Source organism: Collinsella aerofaciens ATCC 25986, assembly GCF_964259375.1.
Taxonomy (GTDB): Bacteria; Actinomycetota; Coriobacteriia; order Coriobacteriales; family Coriobacteriaceae; genus Collinsella; species Collinsella aerofaciens_BO.
In genome coordinates, this window is sequence record NZ_CAXVJM010000001.1 from 179,643 (window position 1) to 196,837 (window position 17,195).

The following is a 17,195-nucleotide window of genomic DNA, read 5'->3' on the forward strand; positions in this document are numbered from 1 at the left end:
TCGCTGCCGCCCCTAAACGTTTGTCCTAGCGTCCAATTTTGGGCCACATGGGTATGGGCATGCGTCTGTTTGCTCGACATACTTAATGTCGACAGTCCCTGTGCAAAGGAGGACGTTTCCATGGACGAGATGTTTGCCATTAAATGCCAAAACTGCGGCGGTCCTATGTACTCGCACCAGGCAAAGCGCAGCTTTGAGTGTGCCTATTGCGGAACAGTCATTCCGTGGGAGGCCGATGCGGGGGAGCCCAAGAGCGCCCTGGGCATTCGCCATACGCCGCTAACGGTGGTGGACGGGCTGCTCAAGCTCACGCATGTCTCGCAGCTCGAGCGCCCGGAGGACCCGGACTGGTATTTCTTCAATTCGCACTGGCGCAATCAGTCGGTTCTTGAGCATCTGCTGTGGGAGGACCGCGGTACCGCGCAGGAGTTCCAAGAGGCCACACACGTGAGCATTCCCTGCCCCTTCTGCGGCGCGTCCTTTGAGGGCGAGTCCACCCAGCGTGTATTTGAATGCCCGTCGTGCGGCAACAAGATTGGTGTGGCCGACTTGCTCAAACCCGGCACGTTTAGCAAGCGCCTGACCATGGGCGTGGGTGCCGAGTATGTGCCAGAGCAGGGCATTCCGTGTGAGATTTCCCCACAGCAGGCGCGTGCCAACGCGCTGCAACTGGTGCGCCAGTATCCGGACGCGTTTGCCGGACACGATGTAGAAGATGCGATTCAAAACGACATGATGCTCTTCTATTTCCCCATGGCGCTGGCGGACCTGCGTATGATGGCGTCCTTCCCGGGCAAGGGCCTGAGCAAAGAGACCCTGGTGTACTACGAGGTGCTCGATTGGGCATACCCCAGGGCCAACTACCTGGACGTTCGCCTTATGGGCATTTTGGAGCCGTGGGACTTTGCCAAGGTGGGGCCGTTCGATCCTGCCATGCAGGAAGGCGACTTCCGCGTCGTCTCCGTCGATGCGTCCACCAAGGACCAGGTGGTCATTGACAAGCTGGCGCTCGACGTTGCGGGCAACGATGCCGAGGCGACCCTGGGGCTCAATAAAAAGAGCATCCGCACGTGGGCGCGCAAGGCTCGCAAGCATAAGGACGGTCTGGTGATGGTGCCGGTCTACTTTGTCGATCGCCCGGCGTCGGATGATCGTGATGGCGAGCAGGTGCGAATTGCCGTGAACGGTCAGACGGGCCGCGCAGCCGCGGTGGTGTTTAGCGACAAGCGCGAGACGCATATCGTGGCGCCGCTCAATCCAAGTGTGATGCTGTCGAGTGAAAGCACCGTGCACGCCACGCCCATCGAGGTCAAATACGTCAAATCGCCGTTCCTATACCAGATCGTCCGCCGCGGAGGCGGCGAGCAACCGCGCCAGGTGGCAGCCGCAGTCGAGGGCTCCTACCGAGAGGAAAAGCCCAAACGCCGCGGCCTGCTGGGCGCGCTATTTGGGAAGTAGGGGAGTGGTGCTGGTTAGTCTTATGACGCGATAGCTAGGGGTGCGGGGCAGTTCGCAGAAGCGCGAGCTGCCCCGTTTTTGTGCGGCGAGACATGGCGTCCGAGCTGCCGTAGAGACTTAGCTAAATGGCTATTTAGAAGAACAGTGCGAAGCGGTTGCCAATCACGAAAAAGGCCTCGCTGTCGAGCTTTCCTCGCTATGCGATTTAGTGAAAGAAAAAGCCGATTACAATGAGGCTGACTTTGATACCTACGTTTCAACAGAGTCTCTGCTCCCTGGCAAGAAGGGTAGGCAGGCACCGTCGTCCCTGCCCCAAACCGGAAAAGTTACGGTCTACAAGGCCGGGGACATTCTGGTTTCGAACATTCGCCCATACTTTAAAAAAATTTGGTATGCAGACCGAACTGGAACCTGCTCGGGTGATGTCCTAGTGTTTAGAGCCAAGCAGCCGGAGCAGTCCGGTTACCTCTATTCATGCATGCGCAGCGATGCTTTCTTCGATTACGTCATGAAGGGCGCAAAGGGCACAAAGATGCCAAGAGGGGACAAAAAGCAGATGCTCACTTATAAAGTTGCGAGTAATCCAAGTGGAGCAACCGTTGATTTTATTGAATCAGCGCTTAGCCAAGCATCAAGCTCAAGTAAAGAGAACCATCGTCTTGCCGCTCTTCGTGACAATCTCCTCCCTAAATTAATGTCAGGAGAAATCGACGTCTCGAAGGTCGATCTCAAGCAGCTAAATAGCCATTTACTTCACTATGCACAACGCGCCGTCCACACTGTGGCTATCGTACTCGACGAAAGGAGCAGCGTGGAAACCGTTATCAATGCCGTGCTTTCGGAAATGCAGAGCCTTCTTGACCCACATCAGCTCAAGCATCTAACTATTACGCTTAGACGGGCACTTGGACCGAAACAGGCGGAGCCAGGACAAGATCTACTTGCGCTCTTTCTCACCGCTAAAGAGGTCGAGGGATGCTCTCCTAAAACCATTGCATACTATGAGGCAACCTTACGACATATGAACACAGCGCTTGCTAAGCCCTACACCCAGGTTGAGAGTGACGACTTGCGCCGCTATCTCAATGATTACGAGGTGAATCGCGGTTCTAGTAAGGTCACAATCGATAATATACGTCGTATCATGTCGAGCTTCTTTTCATGGCTTGAAGATGAGGATTACATTGTGAAAAGTCCTGTAAGGCGCATTCGTCGCGTCAAAACAGCTCAGGTAACCAAAGAGGTGCTTAGCGATGAGGAACTGGAGGTATTGCGAGACGCCTGTGAGTCCAAGCGAGATCTTGCTATCGTTGATCTACTCGCTTCGACGGGCATGCGTATTGGCGAACTTGTGCGACTCGACAGGAGGGATGTCAATCTGCACGAGCGCGAATGCCTTGTAATGGGAAAGGGAAATAAGCAGCGCCCCGTTTACTTCGATGCGCGCGCTAAGCTTCATCTTACGGAATATCTTTCGAGCCGTGCTGACAAGAGTCCTGCATTATTTGTCGCGCTCGATTCCTCAGCTCGACGTATTACGGTGGGGAGCATAGAACTTCGTTTACGTGACCTAGGCAGAAGCGCCGGTATCAACCGCGTTCATCCGCATAAGTTTCGCCGTACGCTTGCCACTCATGCTATCGACAAGGGAATGCCCATAGAGCAGGTGCAAAAGCTGTTGGGCCATGCGAAAATAGACACAACCATGTACTACGCCATGGTTAATCAGAGCAATGTGAAGGCTTCGCATAGGAAGTATTTGGAATGAAGCTTGGGGATATTTGCAGCAAAATCGGTAGCGGCGCTACGCCCCGCGGCGGCAAGGACTCATACAAGGATTCTGGTACGGCCATCATAAGGAGCCAGAACGTTTTCGATTGGAGCTTTAGCTCTAGCGGTCTTGCGTTCATCGACGATGACCAGGCGGAGGCTCTTTCGAGCGTTGAGGTCAAACATGGCGACGTGCTTCTTAATATTACTGGCGATTCTGTGGCGCGTGCTTGTATCGTTCCATCAGAATTCTTGCCTGCCAGGGTAAATCAACATGTGGCTATTATTCGGGCAAATGACAAAGCTAACAACCTGTTCCTCCTCGCTTGGTTGCAGGCGAACAAGGGTATCCTTCTAAAGCTCGCGTCCTCTGGCGCGACACGAAATGCTCTGACCAAGAGAATGCTAGAGAACCTGGACGTCAATCTTCCGCCGATCGACGTCCAGAATAAGGTTGCGGCATTTATCGATTCGATTCAAGCCAAGATTACCCTCAACACTAAGCTAAATGGCTATTTAGGTGCTTGAGGTCGAGCTTTGAGACATCGATCTCGCCCGTCATGAGTTTGGGGAGAAGGGCGTCGCGAAGCTCCTCGAGTTGCTTCGAATTGCGTTCATTGACTTTTATCTGCTCATATAGCGGGTTTGCAAACGCACAGAAATCTTCGACGGCTTCCAAACCAGGGTTGGGAATCGGATATGTTAGCGTTGCTTTAGGCTGCGCCCTTTGGCGACTACCCGTTGAACCGGTGACATGCGCAAGAAGGAAGTCTCTAAAAGCTGGTGCGCCAATTGCGGCATAGTAGAAAGCTATATGGACGGGGTTCTTTGGCTTGTAAACAATGAATTCCGTTGAACACACAGCCCGCTTGCTTGAGCAGGCAGGCATCCAAATTCTCCTGATACTAGGGTTAAGCTTGGAAATTAAGATGCAATTGGCATCAATAACATATTTGTTGCTTTTGATATCGTCGGCCAACTCAAAAACAGGCCGACGGTTTGCATCATAAGCGGGAATGCTGTAATGCTCCCAAATTTCTCCGTGACAGTTTTGCGGTTTCAATGTTTTTGTTGAAATCGAGAGAACCTTACCGAGATCAATAGACGATTCAATCTCGCCAAATCGTCTAGAGAACTCAAGCGCGGCCAGCTCTTCTAAATAGCCATTTAGCTTAGTGTTGAGATGTATCTTGCGATAGATGCAGTCAGCAAAATGGGTCACTTTATCTCTGGCGGCTTCGTCAAGAACGGGGACCGGCAGCGCTTTAAGCCTATCGGTCGCTAGTTTCCCAGCACCAATGCCCGTTGTCTCCAGCATTGCGGAAATGGAAGGCTCCAGCGATGTGAGTGCATAAAAAAGATACCTATTTGATATGCCTTTAGCGGCTGAGTTGACGCACTTTATATCTTGATTAAATGCGACTTCCTTTCCGGCGATAGCAAGTGGTATTCGTTTAAACAGCCCGCTACCTCTCGTTAAAAGCAACAGTGAGCCCTTTGGCGCTAATTTGCTACCAGCCTCAAGGCCTTCCTTAGTAATTGCAAGGTCGCTCTCATAGACCGTATCTCCCACAAGCGTCTTTGCGCTAATCCAGGGTATAGAACCATCCCAGTATCTTTTGTTCTTTTTGCTCGGGGTTCCGCCCGACTCAAACTTAGCTATTTCGCCCAGTGGGACATAAGATGCCCTACATCCCATAGCCAATCGCCTCCAAGTTCTCCTTGATTTGCTCCTGCAAGCGGTTGGACTCTTCAAAGCACTTTGCAATCTCGCTAGTCAGGCGTGCCATCTTCTCATCAAACGGCTCACCGTCGTCTTCGACCTCGGCAATGCCTACGTAGCGACCGGGCGTCAGGATGAAATCTTGCTTGGCGATTTCATCCAAATCCGCTATGGCGCTGAACCCCTTCACGGGCTCGAACTCGCCCTTGCGGAAGGAGTCGAATGCGGATGCAACTTTGTTGATGTCCTCTTCGGTAAACTCGCGTAGTTTGCGAGAGACCATGGTGCCCATTTCGCGGGCATCGATGAATAGCGTCTTGCCGGACTGAGCCTTCTTCTTGTTCAGGATCCACAGACACACGGGAATTTGGGTGCTGTAGAACAGCTGCCCCGGCATGGCTACAATGCCCTCGACCAAATCGTCCTCTACGATAGCGCGTCGAATATCGCCCTCGCCGCTCGTCTGGCTCGAAAGCGACCCGTTTGCCAATACGAGGCCAATCTTGCCCGTGCCGTTAAGATGCCAAATCATATGCTGCATCCAAGCGAAGTTGGCGTTGCCCGTGGGCGGCATGCCGTACTTCCAACGTACGTCTTCCTGCAGCGCTTCGCCGCCCCAGTTCTTGAGGTTGAAGGGTGGGTTTGCCAACACATAGTCAAACTTTTCATTCTTGTGCTGGTCGGCGCTGAAGGTGTCTGCATAGTTGCCCAAATCGGCCTCGATGCCGCGAATACCGAGGTTCATCTTTGCGAGCTTCCACGTGGTAGGGTTGCTCTCCTGGCCAAAGATGGTGATGTCCTGTACTACGTTGCCGCCATGGTGTTCGACGAAGGCGGCGGACTGCACGAACATGCCTCCGCTGCCGCAGCAGGGGTCGTACACACGACCGTGGAAAGGCTGGAGGATTTCAACCAGCGTGCGCACGATGCACGACGGCGTATAGAACTCGCCGGCGTTTTTGCCCTCCATTGATGCGAATTTCTGCAGGCAATATTCGTATGCGCGCCCTAACAGGTCTTTCTCGCTCTCGTTATCGGTCATTTGTACGTTTGTGAATAAGTCTACGACGTCGCCTAAGCGTCGCTTATCTAGTTCGGGACGAGCGAAGTTCTTGGGCAGCACGTCTTTGAGCTTGTCGTTCTCGCGCTCGATGGCGCGCATGGCATTGTCAATGATCTGGCCAATTTCGGGCGTATGCGCCGCCTGTGAGATGTTCGCCCAACGCGCTTCTTCGGGAACGAAGAAGACATTCTGCTCCATGTAGCAGTCACGATCTTCCTCGTCGCCGTAACCCTCTGCGACGAGCTCTAGATAGCGTTCGTCGAAACGGTCCGAGAGGTACTTCAGGAAAATGAGGCCTAATACGACGTTTTTGTACTCAGCAGCGTCCAAGTTGCCGCGCAGCACGTCTGCGGCGTTCCACAGTTGGTCCTCAAAGCCAACATCGGCCGTGTTCTTCTTGGTGTCCTTAGCCTTGCTTTTAGCCATGCTGTTTTAACTCCCTATGCTGCATTGTCGGCCCAGAGTTCGCACTGATCCATCACGGTGGCCAGTGCCGACTCCATGCCCTCTGGCGGATACTTATGATGTTTGAGCAGACGCTTGATTGCAACGCGCATAGCAGCGCGTGCACTTTGTTTCTTCTGCCAATCGACCGTGCGCATTTCGCGCATCTTCGCAGCGAGCTCTTGCGTGATGGCGACCAACTCGTCATTCCTTTCGCGATAGTAGTCGGCGACTGCCTGCGGTTGTGTTAGCGCCTCGTAAAACGCAAACTCCTCTTCGCTAAGCCCAAGCGCCTTTGCCTTTTGGTTTTCGGAAAGCATCTCTTTCGCCATCTTGAGCATTTCTTCGAATACCTCAGCGTTTGTGAGCTGCCCGTTGAGATAGCCATTTACCATGCTTTGCATGAGTTCCGAGTACTTTTTTGCCTGCGTTATGCTCTTTCTGCGGTAGCCCTTGATCTGGTCGTCGATGAGTTTTTTCAACAGCTCGTAAGCCAGGTTTCTCTCTTTCATACGCGAGAGGCTCGACAGAAACTTGGGATCAAAAATCGAAACCGTTTCGTCTTCCACCTTAAACAGGTCTATTACGCCGTCGGTATGGACGATGTTCTGTTCGAGTAGCGCATTGATGCGGTCATTTACCTGCTTAAGGGTAAGTTTGCCTCCGTTTTTGCTGCGGGCGCCGCCCTGCTCGGTGAGCTGAAGGATAAGCTCTCGAACAACCTGGAAATAGCCAGCCTCGATGCGCTGCATGTCTGTTGCGCGACTTTTGGCGAGTCCATAGGCTTTGAGCATGACTCCTGCCTGCTCAACAAAGTCGCGGGTGGTATCTTCGTCGCCGGGTGCAAGGATATGATTTACTCCACCCGTTATGAGTTCGCTTCGACGTGCGGCAGACTCGGTGCTCATGAATTCCGAATAATCGTAACCAAACATTTTGTCGCGACAGACCGCTAGCTTTTCCAAGAACTTTGGATAGGCGGTTTTCCCGATATCCATGTCGCCGTATTTCTTTTGGTCGCGCTTGGTGTAGTCCTTCATGGCGCGTTTAAGGGCGTTAGCTATGCCTACGTAGTCAACAACCAATCCACCAATCTTGTCTTTATACACTCGGTTTACGCGTGCGATTGCCTGCATCAGGTTATACCCGCGCATGGGTTTATACACATACATAGTGGCAAGGCTCGGCACGTCAAAACCGGTGAGCCACATGTCTACGACGATTACGATTTTGAGCGGGTCGGCGTCATCCTTAAAGCGCTTTGCCATCTCCTTCACATGGGCCTTATTACCTACGACGTCGAACCACCACTCGGGGTCCTGATTGCCCATGGTCATGACAACGCCGAGCTTGCCCTCGTCCTTCCAAGAGGGTCGCAGCTCGCATATACGTTGATATATAGCCATGGCAGCGGGGCGCGAATACGCAACGATCATTGCCTTGCCGGTGAGTTCGTGCGCACGGTTGGTCTCATAGTGCTCTATGATGTCCTGACATAGGGCATCGATGACTTCGGGTGCACCTAGAACGGCGTCCAGATTTGCAAAGTTACGCTTGCTTGCGTCAATGGTTTCGGCGTTAGCCTGCTCGGTGAGCTTTTCGTACTCATCGTCAACTTTTGCAAGGATGCTCTGATCCAGTTTGAGTGCGACGACGCGGCTCTCGTAGAACACGGGTCGAGTTGCGTCGTCCTCTACTGCCTGAGTCATGTCGTAGACGTCAATATAATCGCCGAAAACCTCGCGAGTCGATCGATCTTCGGCAGAAATAGGGGTGCCGGTAAAGCCGATGAAAGTCGCATTCGGAAGGGCGCGGCGGATGAGCAACGCGGTGCCCGTGTGCTTCTTGCCGTCACGGTCGTATTTCTCCTCGAACCCGTACTGCCCGCGGTGCGCTTCATCCACCATCACGACGACGTTCTTGCGCTCGGAGAGGGCGATGGCCTCCTCCTCGAATTTCTGCATAGTGGTGAAAATGATGCCGTTGGCGCGGCGGCTCGAGATCTGCTGTGCAAGATCGGCGCGGCTCTGCGCCTGAACGGGCGTCTGGCGCAGGAAATCTGAGCATCTGGAGAACTGCGCGAACAGTTGCGAGTCGAGGTCGTTGCGGTCGGTAATTACCACGATGGTCGGGCTGTCGAGTTTCTCTTCGAGCAGATGGGCAAGGAAAACCATCGAAAGCGACTTGCCCGAGCCCTGCGTGTGCCAGAAGACGCCGCCCTTGCCGTCGCCGCCGATGGCCTCATGCACGCTCTCGAGTGCTTTGTTCACCGCGAAGTACTGATGGTATCCCGCGAGGATTTTCGCGTCCTCGGAGAACAGAATGAAGTTCTTCAGGATGTCGATGAACCGCTCCTTGGGGAACATGCCGTTCAGAGGGGTTTTCCAATCGGCGTACTGGGTGGCTTCGTAGCTTCCGTCGACGCTCTTCCACTCCACGAAGCGCGACTCGTTTGCAGTGATCGTGCCGACCTTGGTGTGAAGCATGTCGCTGATGACGCAGAAGGCGTTGTACACGAAAAGCGACGGAATCTGTCGTTTGTAGTTTTGAATCTGTTGGTAGGCATCTTCGCTGTCAGCGTCGGCTCGAGCGGGTGACTTTAATTCAAAGAGAACGAGCGGAAGCCCGTTGACGAATACGATGACATCTGGACGTTTGTTGGTGCCACACTCGATGTAGGTCCACTGGTTAACAACGTGGAAGCAGTTCTTTTCGGGATTGTCGTAATCGACCAAGCGCACGATGTCCGTATGCTCTTCTTTGCCGTCAAACCAGCTTGTCTCCACACCGTTCTGGAGCATGTCCATAAAGATGCTGTTCTTGGCGATGAGGTCGCTGCCCTCGATTTCCTTTAGTTTGGTAATTGAGGCATCAATCGCTCGCCGATTGAGCGTGGGGTTAATGCTCTCAAGAGCGGGTCCAATGACGTCAGGTAGGAAGGCGTCGTCAAACGCGTCGGAGGAACGAGCGACATCAGGTCCATAGAGGTGCTCGTATCCCAGACTCGTTTGCAAGTGGTCAATGATGCCTTGTTCGAAAGCATCCTCATTAAATGACGTTGAGGAGCTGTAATCGACAGCAATCATGCGCACTCCTTACCTTATGCTTCCACGACGTTGGTGAGCCTGTCCACCATTGCATTCTAGCAGTTAATCTTGCGTATATTGGTATATCTGACACCCGTTAGTTGCCATTTGGCCTATTGGCTGATCGTGCCCGAATGACAATTGGTGGCAAGGCTTTCTGACTTATTTAAATAGGCTTCTATTTATGGGCGCTCGTGTTGTGACAGTTGCCCAAGCGCTTGCTTGAAGCTGTTGTTGGTGATCTTGAGGTCGTTTCCCGCTTGCATTTTAATGAGTGTCGGGCCGGAGGCGATGGCGGATGTGGTGCGATGGTGCCAAGAAAAGCGCCTAGACCTGGGTGAAGAACCGAGGCCGCGGGCGCTTTTCTATTTCTTTGGTCGCATGGATTGTCTGTTCTGTTGGCCGCGCCGGCGTTGTTTCTTTGCTCTCGTTCGCGCGGCATCCGCTTGTGGCGGTGGATGTAAATAAAAGGCGGAGCGACTGCAAAAGAGCCGCTTCACTGGGTAAAATCAGGGTGTACCGCGGAACCCGCTCCTCAGTCGGTCAACTTTGGAAGCGCGGGCAACGCAGGTGCTAATGTCTAAAGGGTCGGCTGCAACCGGCCCTTTTCTGCGGCAGCGGGGATTCGAATACCAACACGGTGTACGGCCCCACGGTACTTTGCTCTGTGATGAACGGACCCATGACGGTGCATTCTGTAATCATCATTTATGCGGTCCCTTAGTCATTTGCGTTGACTGACGTTGTCTTCGTTGAAGACGTGTCCTAAAACAAACACCGTTCAATCAGCTCTTTGCCGCGCAGGGTGTCGATCCACTCTTGCGGAATTGCATCGATGCCGCATGCCGTGCCGGCGAGGGCGCCTGCGACGGCTGCGGTGGTGTCGGTGTCGTCGCCCAGATTGACGGCGGCAAGCACGCAATCTTCGTAACTGTTGGTGTTGACGAAGCACCAGGTAGCGGCCTTAAGCGTGTCGCGCACGAAGCCACCTGACCTGATTTCCTGCTCAGGTACGCCTTTCAGCCGCAGTGCCCACGAGGGGAGTGCGCCGTTCAGCACGTCTCTCATCAGCTCGACAAATATGACGCATGCATCGGTCGACGTTCTGTGGGCGTGCGTTATCGCGGAGACCTCGCAGATCTCGTCGTCAGTCGCGTTGACAAACGCCAGGGGCGCGATGCGCATGAGCGAACCGTTACCGTTGTCGCGTTCGCCGGAGCCTCCTTTGCCGGCATGCAAGGCGCGGGCGGTCGTGCCGCCGTAATCGAAAACGCCGTCGATCGTATACTCGCCACGGGCAATCCAACCTACGAACTTGTCGCGCATGTCTGAGGCGTCGATATGCCCGAGCTCCCTAATCGAGTCGCAGGTAGCAAGCGTCATAGATGTGTCGTCGCTCCAGGTGCCGGCGGGCTGCCCATGTGTGCCGTAGCCGATCATGTCGGTGCATTCGAACGTGCCACGAGGCCTGAACTCGTAGGGAACGCCCAGTGCGTCGCCGACGGCGAGTCCGTAAATGCAGTCGCGTAGCGTTGTTTTCGGTCTGCCTGTCATGGAATGCTCCTCTTATGCCAGGGGAAGTGGAACGCCGTCGGGGGTATCGGTCGTAACGTGCTACTACACTTGCGCTTCGCCATTAGTCGCTTCGTTGATGGCGCGATACTCGGCACTCAGCTCGCGCGCCAGCTCTTCCTTGCTTGGAAGGTACGGCAGGTATTTGGCGGCAAACACTTGGTCGTTGTCTTCGGGCAGCGTGTACTCGACAATCGAGTCGCTTTTGTCCGCGCAGAGCACGATGCCTATAGGCGGATTGTCGCCTTCGTTCATGAGCTCACGCGTGTAGTAGTTCACATACATTTGCATCTGGCCCAGGTCCTGATGCGTAAGGTCATCGGTCTTAAGGTCGATGAGCACGAAGCAGCGCATTAGATAGTTGTAAAACACAAGGTCAATATAGAAATGGCGCCCATCAAAGGTGATGCGCTTTTGGCGCGCCTCGAAAGCGAAACCACGGCCAAGCTCCAGCAGGAACTTCTGAAGATGCGTGATGAGCGCCTGCTCTAGATCGCTCTCGCGAAACGCAGCATCGTCCGAGAAGCCTAAAAATTCCAGCACATATGGGTCGCGGATGATATCCTCGGGGCGACGAGCCGGGGCGCTCTTTTGGATTTCCTGAGCGACGGTCTCTGTGTCCTTGCTGGTAAGTAGACGCTCGCGGAACATGGTGTTGATTTGGCGCTCGAGCTGACGCGTGCTCCAGCGAGAGTCGGCGCATTCGTTCATGTACCAAATGCGAGCTTCGGGGTCGGGAATGCGAGATAGCCTGCGATAATGTGTCCAGTTCAATTCGTGACGCAGTGCGTCACGAATTGGGAATGCTAAATAAAACTGCCGCATGTAGCGGAGGTTTGAAGTGTCAAAGCCTTTGCCGAAATCTGTGGTAAGCCTGGTCGCGAGTCCTTTAAGCAGCGCCTCTCCATACCTGGCGCGCTCTTCTCCGCCTTGTTCCTCAACAATGCTCTTGCCGATCTCCCAATATGCCTCAACCATCGCAAAGTTAACGGCGGCATATGCCTTGTTGCGAGCAGCGTTGAGAATCGAGGAAACCTGCTTGTAAAAATCTTCTGGCACGATTGCCGATTCCCCGCGGTTTACCAGTTCACCCATTAATATCGCCCGACTTTCCTCTTAAGGAATGCATCTTTATTGCATTTAGTTTAAAGCCTCGCGCGGACACGAATTGCTGTGCTGTCTGGCGCCTTCGCATGGGGCCTTGCGGTGACTAAAATGTAGCCATAGAGACAGTTTTAACGAACCCCATGGGGGTGACGCGTGTGGACAACAACACCTTGCTGTTCCAGGACAAAGGTTCGGGTAGGTTTAAAGACGTTAAGATCTACCCCAACCGTATTGAGGTGCTCAAGAAGGGCACTTTCGGCGGCAAGCACACCGAGATTGTCTATCTTAAGGACATCACGGGGGTCAATAGAATCAAAGGCCGCGATGTTTTTCTGCGCAATCGACTGTTAACCGCTTGCGTCTTTAGTCTGAGCAGTCGTGCGAAGGCCCAGGAGTTTGTTAACGCGCTGAACATGGTGATGTAGCCCATGGCGGCGTTCGGGCCAAGATAAAAATCGGGGGCACAGAACGGTGTCCTGCGCCTCCGATTGAGTCGATGCGTCTAAAAAGGCAGGCTTGTCTATTCGCTGTCGTCCCCAGCGTTTTCGCGGTGACTGGCAAGCATTGCTGCGCCGGCGACCGTCGTCGCTACGGCGGCGGCAGCTAGCCCGGCGGCAATGCCGGAGCCGTCGCCCGTGTCGGCGAGTTTTCCGCCCGAGCCCTTGCCCTTGTTGCCCTTGCCGTTCTTGTCGGCGCTGTCCGTGTTGGCATCGTTGCCGTTGCCGCCGCCGGTACCGTTGCCGGTGTCGCCCGCGTTGCCCGAAGTCGTCACAGTAAAGCTTGCGGCTCCGTCGGTGGCAAGCGTGTAGTTTTGCGCCGCGTCGCCCAACAGGCCTTTCGCACGTACCCAATACGTCCCCGCGGCAAATGCCTCACCCTCGGCCACTGTCGTGCCCGGAGCGCCGTTTGCATCGTGCATAAACTCGAGTTGGGCTGTGCAGGCATCGTTTTCGAGCTTGCCGTCGAGCGGCGCCGTGACCTTGGCGCGCACATCCTCACCGGCCTTAAGGCCTTCGAGCCCCTCAAAGTGGGGTGTCAGCGCGCGTGGGTCGATATCGATGGGCACGGAGCCCCGCAGCTCCGTAACAGTCTCGCTGCCCAAGGCGTCGACATCCACATATTCGATGACAAACGCATGGCCCGAAGCCGCCACGTTGAGCACGCTGCTGCTGTCGACGAGGCGGAAATGACCCTCGCCAACGGTCTTGCCGTCCTGGAGCGAGGCGTCGCTCAGCGAGTCGCCATATGTCATATGCATGCGGGCTGGGAGGTAGCACGAAGCTGTCTGCTTGTGCTGCGTATCGTAATTGCGCTGGTAGATGCTTCGGGCCAGTGCCGCATCAACAAAGTCGGACGCAATGATGCCAATGTGCTTACGGCAGTCCTCTTTTGTGCCCTCAACTCCGGTATTGTTTATATACGAGCTCTTGTACAGGTGCTCGTCGACCACTCGCGCCGCGGTAAAAGGGTTGTTTTGCGTGCAGCTCGTGTAGTTGATAAACCAGCAGCGCTCCGTTGTCTGCACCGTTGTCCCGTCCGCGGCAGTGATATCTACGGTGCCGCGCTTGAACTCGGCCGCCGCCTTCAGGGCCATATCGACCCAGTCGATTTTACTGGACCCCGTGCAGTTGTAATGGTCTTGGGCATATACCGCTGTGCTATAGGGCTCTTTGTCGCCCGTATTGCCCGCAGCCTCAAAGCCTTGCTCGTATTTCACGAGGCACATGGACTTTCCGGAATGCGCCTTGATTTTGTCGTCCCATTCGGTGAGGTCGAGGCCCCACGTGTGGCCGTCTACACTGTCGCCGGCGAGTTTAAATCGACGCAACAAGACGATCTTTCCGCGCACCTCGTTCAGTGTGGGGACATGGCTCGACGTATAGAACAGATCGGAGTTATTGTCCATAACATTGGCGAAAGCCGTCGTAACACTGTCGTCGGTGGCTTCGTCGTTGCCTCGTGACACCAGCATGATGAGCGCTTCTGACGGGTTTTCGTTCAAAAATGTTTTGAAGTAACCGATGACATCGGAGAGATGTATAAAGCCCCCGTCTTTTTTGAGCAGGTAGCATATTCCATGGTCGATGCCGGGGTCGCCGTTCTCGTTGTTCTTTCCAAGTCGGATATCAAAATAGCGAATGCCTTCGAGCAGCTGCGTGGGGATGTAATCCTGCTGGCACTTTGCAAGCGAGGTTTGGGGCTCGGTGTCGTTGTCGACGCTGCAGGTGCTTGAATCATGCGTGCCCGGGATGCTCAGCTCGTCGAGGTATTTGTTGCCGTCGACGTATTTCATCCAGCATGGTCCGTCGACGTAGCTGCTATACGTGATCCAGTCGATACTTCTAACCGTGGTATTGATCTCGCCCTTGTCGTAACCGACAAGCTCGAGCTCCCACGGAATGCTCTTACTCTTATGGCAGATCTTATTGTTGTCCTGGTCTTTGCCGTCCTTTTCTATGGCCAGGTACTTAATGTCTTTTTTCTCGGTTTCTTTCTCGACCGTGCGGTCTCGGATGATATAGGTACCGTTTGGTTGACGCTCGAACGCAAAAGAGCGACTGGCCTTGCCGTCATGCTCGCCACTCCATACATGGATGACCTTTCCATCTTTGTCCGAGTCGCCATCGACCGACCAAATGCTGTAGCCTGTCTTCTTGTGCTCTTCGAAATTGAGCAGAGTGCGGATGGCATACCAATTTGTATTTCCTGTATCGGTCGCTACGTGCTCAAGGATGAGCTTGCTGGACGTGCCGTCATTAAACAGGTGGCAGACGTTGCCGATGACGTTGCCGTCTTCGTTGACGCTCGCGGTGCGAAAATAGCCCGCGGGGCGAAGGCGAATGACGAACTTGTCGAGGTTGGCCGCCGGTGTGGGCGTGTCTTCTGCAAATGCCGCTCGCAGGGGAATACCCAGCGTCGCGGTTTCGGGCAGGCTTGCAAGCGGCGACAACGCCGCAAGTCCTAGGCCCAACGTAAACGCTCGGCGACTGATGGCGTGGTGTTCGGTCATAACTCCTCCATTCGCAGGGTGCGGTTATGCACTCGTTTGGGTCACTATACTGCCCAGATGTTTAAAGGCGCCGGCTTAAATTGTGTGCGCGGCGCTATAAATCGGCGGGTGGACGTGTTGGGGTGCTTGCCGTTTTCGTACTGTTGCCACATTTGGAGTGGTTCCGGCGTCCGGCATCTTCGCGTTCGTCGGCTGCCGGCATAAGAAAGGGAGGGTCGGTTTACCGGCCCTCCCTGGGTACGAAGCGCTGGGGCACCGCCGCTTGTTAGCACTGCGCTCGTGTTTCCCGTTGCGCTCGCCAGTCGCTTAGCGCTTGATCTCGATGTCGTCGAGCTTAACGTCCATGGCCTCGGTCTTGGCCTTGGCGATGTCGTCGGCAAATTCCAGAGACTTCATCATGGTTTCGACGGCATCCTTGTGCTCCTCGACGTTGTCGATGCGCACGTAGACGCTGCCGCCGCCTGCTTCGGTGAAGTACTCAGTCGTCACGCCGCCCGAGTGTGTATAGGAAGCGTTGCGCCAAGTCTTGCCGTTGTACTTGACGGGGTCATTCTCGGTCCACTCAAAGCTGGCATTCCACTTTGCCTCGTAGTCGAACAGCTCATCGGCGTTCTTGTCAGGATCGAAGACGGGGATGAAGCGATCGCTGGCGTGCTCGCTCTCGGTGAACTTAAACTGGGCCCTGTCGGCGGTATCGCCTGCGACGTCGATGACCTCGACGCCCTCGGGGACCTCGACCTTAAACCAAATGAAGTCGGTCCTCATATCCACGGCTGGTTTTTCTGCTCCGCCGCCACCGCCACTTCCGGTAGCGCCGCCGCTGCCACCGCAGCCCACCAGGGCAACTGCGGCAAAGAGACTGATGCAGAGGGTGAGAATCGCAAAGGCCTTCTTTTTCATGGTCGTGTCCTCCTCGATCTGTAACCGCCCATGGATTACCTGCCTTTACTGTACGCGTGGACGGCTCGCTAGGGTGGGCCATGTGTCCCATTCTGAGGGCCGGATTTGCGCCGTTAAGTGGCAATATGTTCAGGCGCAAAAGAGGGGAGGGCCGATGTTGTCGGCCCTCCCCGGGGTTGGGTGCTCGTTGTTTTAATGGGGCACATGTGCGCGGGTGCGCGTAGGCGCGTGCGGGTGTCCCGTTACTTGATCTCGATGCTCGAAATCTCGACTTCGCGTGCCTCGGAAACCGCCTCTTCCATGTCATCGGGGAACTCGATGGAGTTAAGGAGCGCCTCGGCTTCTTTCTTGTGCTGATCGAAGTTCGCGATGAGGACGTAGACGCTTCCCGGCTCAACGTCGGTAAAAAGCATGGTTGAGATGCCGCTGTTGTCCTCGTATGTTCCGACGAGCCACGTCCTGCCGTTATACTCGACGGACCCGCCATCCTTCCACTGGAACGTATCCCTCTTCTTTTCCGCCTGGTCGGCGTGGGATTCCTCGGCCGTCAGCGCTTTTTTCCAAACGGGGATAAAGCGATCGGCCGAACCGTTCTCGTCTTCGGGGAAAGTGAGCTGGACCTTGTCGGCATTCTTGCCAGCGGAGTCGCTTACGCCAACGCTCTCGGGCATCTCGACCTTAAACCAGATAAAGTCAGTCTTTTCGGCGACGGGGGCCTTTTCCTTACTTTCGCTCTTGGATGCGCTGCTGCCCCCGCCCGATGCGTTCCCGCCGCAACCGACAAGGGCGAGTGCGGCAAAGAGGGCGATGCAAAGGGAAAGGATCGATAGGGTCTTTTTCTTCATGGTGGCGTCCTCCTTGTCTGCCGATGACATCACGGCGCCGCATGCTGTTGGGGTACTGATTGCGCTGGCGGCGGATGTCGTTGTGTGTGGTGCGGCGATACCTCCGTTCTTAGTTTTCGGCCGTTGAGTGGCCGTGCCCCAACGGGTTCCTTACTTATAGATATGCCCCAGCTTGTGCTGCCCGGGAGTCTCGAAAGGTGGGCCATGTGTCCCATGT

12 protein-coding genes are annotated in these 17,195 nt (G+C 54.8%); 4 read left to right on the forward strand and 8 right to left on the reverse strand.

Features of this window, described 5'->3' with window-relative positions; genetic code table 11:
* Positions 1-120: 120 nt before the first annotated feature.
* The 3 genes from ACEXKH_RS00790 (at position 121) to ACEXKH_RS00800 (ending at position 3,756) form a co-directional block, all read left to right on the forward strand.
* Positions 121-1,458 carry a hypothetical protein gene (locus tag ACEXKH_RS00790; protein ID WP_373572709.1) on the forward strand — a complete coding sequence of 446 codons (1,338 nt, stop codon included), beginning with the start codon at positions 121-123 and terminating at the stop codon, positions 1,456-1,458.
* 208 nt (positions 1,459-1,666) lie between these two features.
* Complete coding sequence (xerA, locus tag ACEXKH_RS09660; protein WP_445012649.1) at positions 1,667-3,226, forward strand: site-specific tyrosine recombinase/integron integrase; 1,560 nt, start codon at positions 1,667-1,669, stop codon at positions 3,224-3,226.
* Entirely contained in the window at positions 3,223-3,756 is a 534-nt protein-coding gene (locus tag ACEXKH_RS00800) for a restriction endonuclease subunit S (protein ID WP_373572710.1), read from the forward strand. Before xerA ends, ACEXKH_RS00800 begins: the two co-directional genes overlap by 4 nt.
* Here the strand turns inward: ACEXKH_RS00800 and ACEXKH_RS00805 are convergent.
* The 5 genes from ACEXKH_RS00805 to ACEXKH_RS00825 form a co-directional block, all read right to left on the reverse strand.
* Positions 3,728-4,927: a restriction endonuclease subunit S gene (locus ACEXKH_RS00805; RefSeq protein WP_373572741.1), complete on the reverse strand. Its 1,200-nt coding sequence runs from the start codon at positions 4,925-4,927 to the stop codon at positions 3,728-3,730. The two genes, ACEXKH_RS00800 and ACEXKH_RS00805, sit on opposite strands and share 29 nt — an antisense overlap.
* On the reverse strand, positions 4,917-6,440 hold the full coding sequence (locus ACEXKH_RS00810) for a type I restriction-modification system subunit M (protein WP_373572711.1): 1,524 nt from the start codon (positions 6,438-6,440) through the stop codon (positions 4,917-4,919). The genes ACEXKH_RS00805 and ACEXKH_RS00810 overlap by 11 nt, the downstream gene beginning before the upstream one ends.
* 14 nt (positions 6,441-6,454) lie before the next feature.
* Complete coding sequence (locus ACEXKH_RS00815) at positions 6,455-9,544, reverse strand: type I restriction endonuclease subunit R (RefSeq protein ID WP_373572712.1); 3,090 nt, start codon at positions 9,542-9,544, stop codon at positions 6,455-6,457.
* Positions 9,545-10,309: 765 nt separating this feature from the next.
* Positions 10,310-11,098 (reverse strand): ADP-ribosylglycohydrolase family protein, encoded by a 789-nt coding sequence (locus ACEXKH_RS00820; RefSeq protein ID WP_373572713.1) that lies wholly within the window; start codon positions 11,096-11,098, stop codon positions 10,310-10,312.
* Between the two features lie 63 nt (positions 11,099-11,161).
* A complete protein-coding gene (locus ACEXKH_RS00825; protein ID WP_373572714.1) occupies positions 11,162-12,175 on the reverse strand; it encodes a PDDEXK nuclease domain-containing protein in 1,014 nt (337 codons plus the stop codon).
* Between the two features lie 203 nt (positions 12,176-12,378).
* Between ACEXKH_RS00825 and ACEXKH_RS00830 the strand changes: the two genes are divergently transcribed.
* Positions 12,379-12,648 carry a hypothetical protein gene (locus tag ACEXKH_RS00830; protein WP_022095134.1) on the forward strand — a complete coding sequence of 90 codons (270 nt, stop codon included), beginning with the start codon at positions 12,379-12,381 and terminating at the stop codon, positions 12,646-12,648.
* Between the two features lie 95 nt (positions 12,649-12,743).
* Here ACEXKH_RS00830 and ACEXKH_RS00835 read toward each other — a convergent pair whose 3' ends face one another.
* The 3 genes from ACEXKH_RS00835 to ACEXKH_RS00845 all read right to left on the reverse strand — a co-directional run bounded on the left by ACEXKH_RS00835 (position 12,744) and on the right by ACEXKH_RS00845 (position 16,978).
* Complete coding sequence (locus tag ACEXKH_RS00835; RefSeq protein ID WP_373572715.1) at positions 12,744-15,233, reverse strand: phosphatidylinositol-specific phospholipase C; 2,490 nt, start codon at positions 15,231-15,233, stop codon at positions 12,744-12,746.
* Between the two features lie 306 nt (positions 15,234-15,539).
* Positions 15,540-16,133 carry a hypothetical protein gene (locus tag ACEXKH_RS00840; RefSeq protein ID WP_373572716.1) on the reverse strand — a complete coding sequence of 198 codons (594 nt, stop codon included), beginning with the start codon at positions 16,131-16,133 and terminating at the stop codon, positions 15,540-15,542.
* Positions 16,134-16,375: 242 nt separating this feature from the next.
* The gene (locus ACEXKH_RS00845; RefSeq protein ID WP_373572717.1) at positions 16,376-16,978 is read right to left on the reverse strand and encodes a hypothetical protein; all 603 of its coding nucleotides are present in this window, start codon (positions 16,976-16,978) and stop codon (positions 16,376-16,378) included.
* Positions 16,979-17,195: the final 217 nt, after the last annotated feature.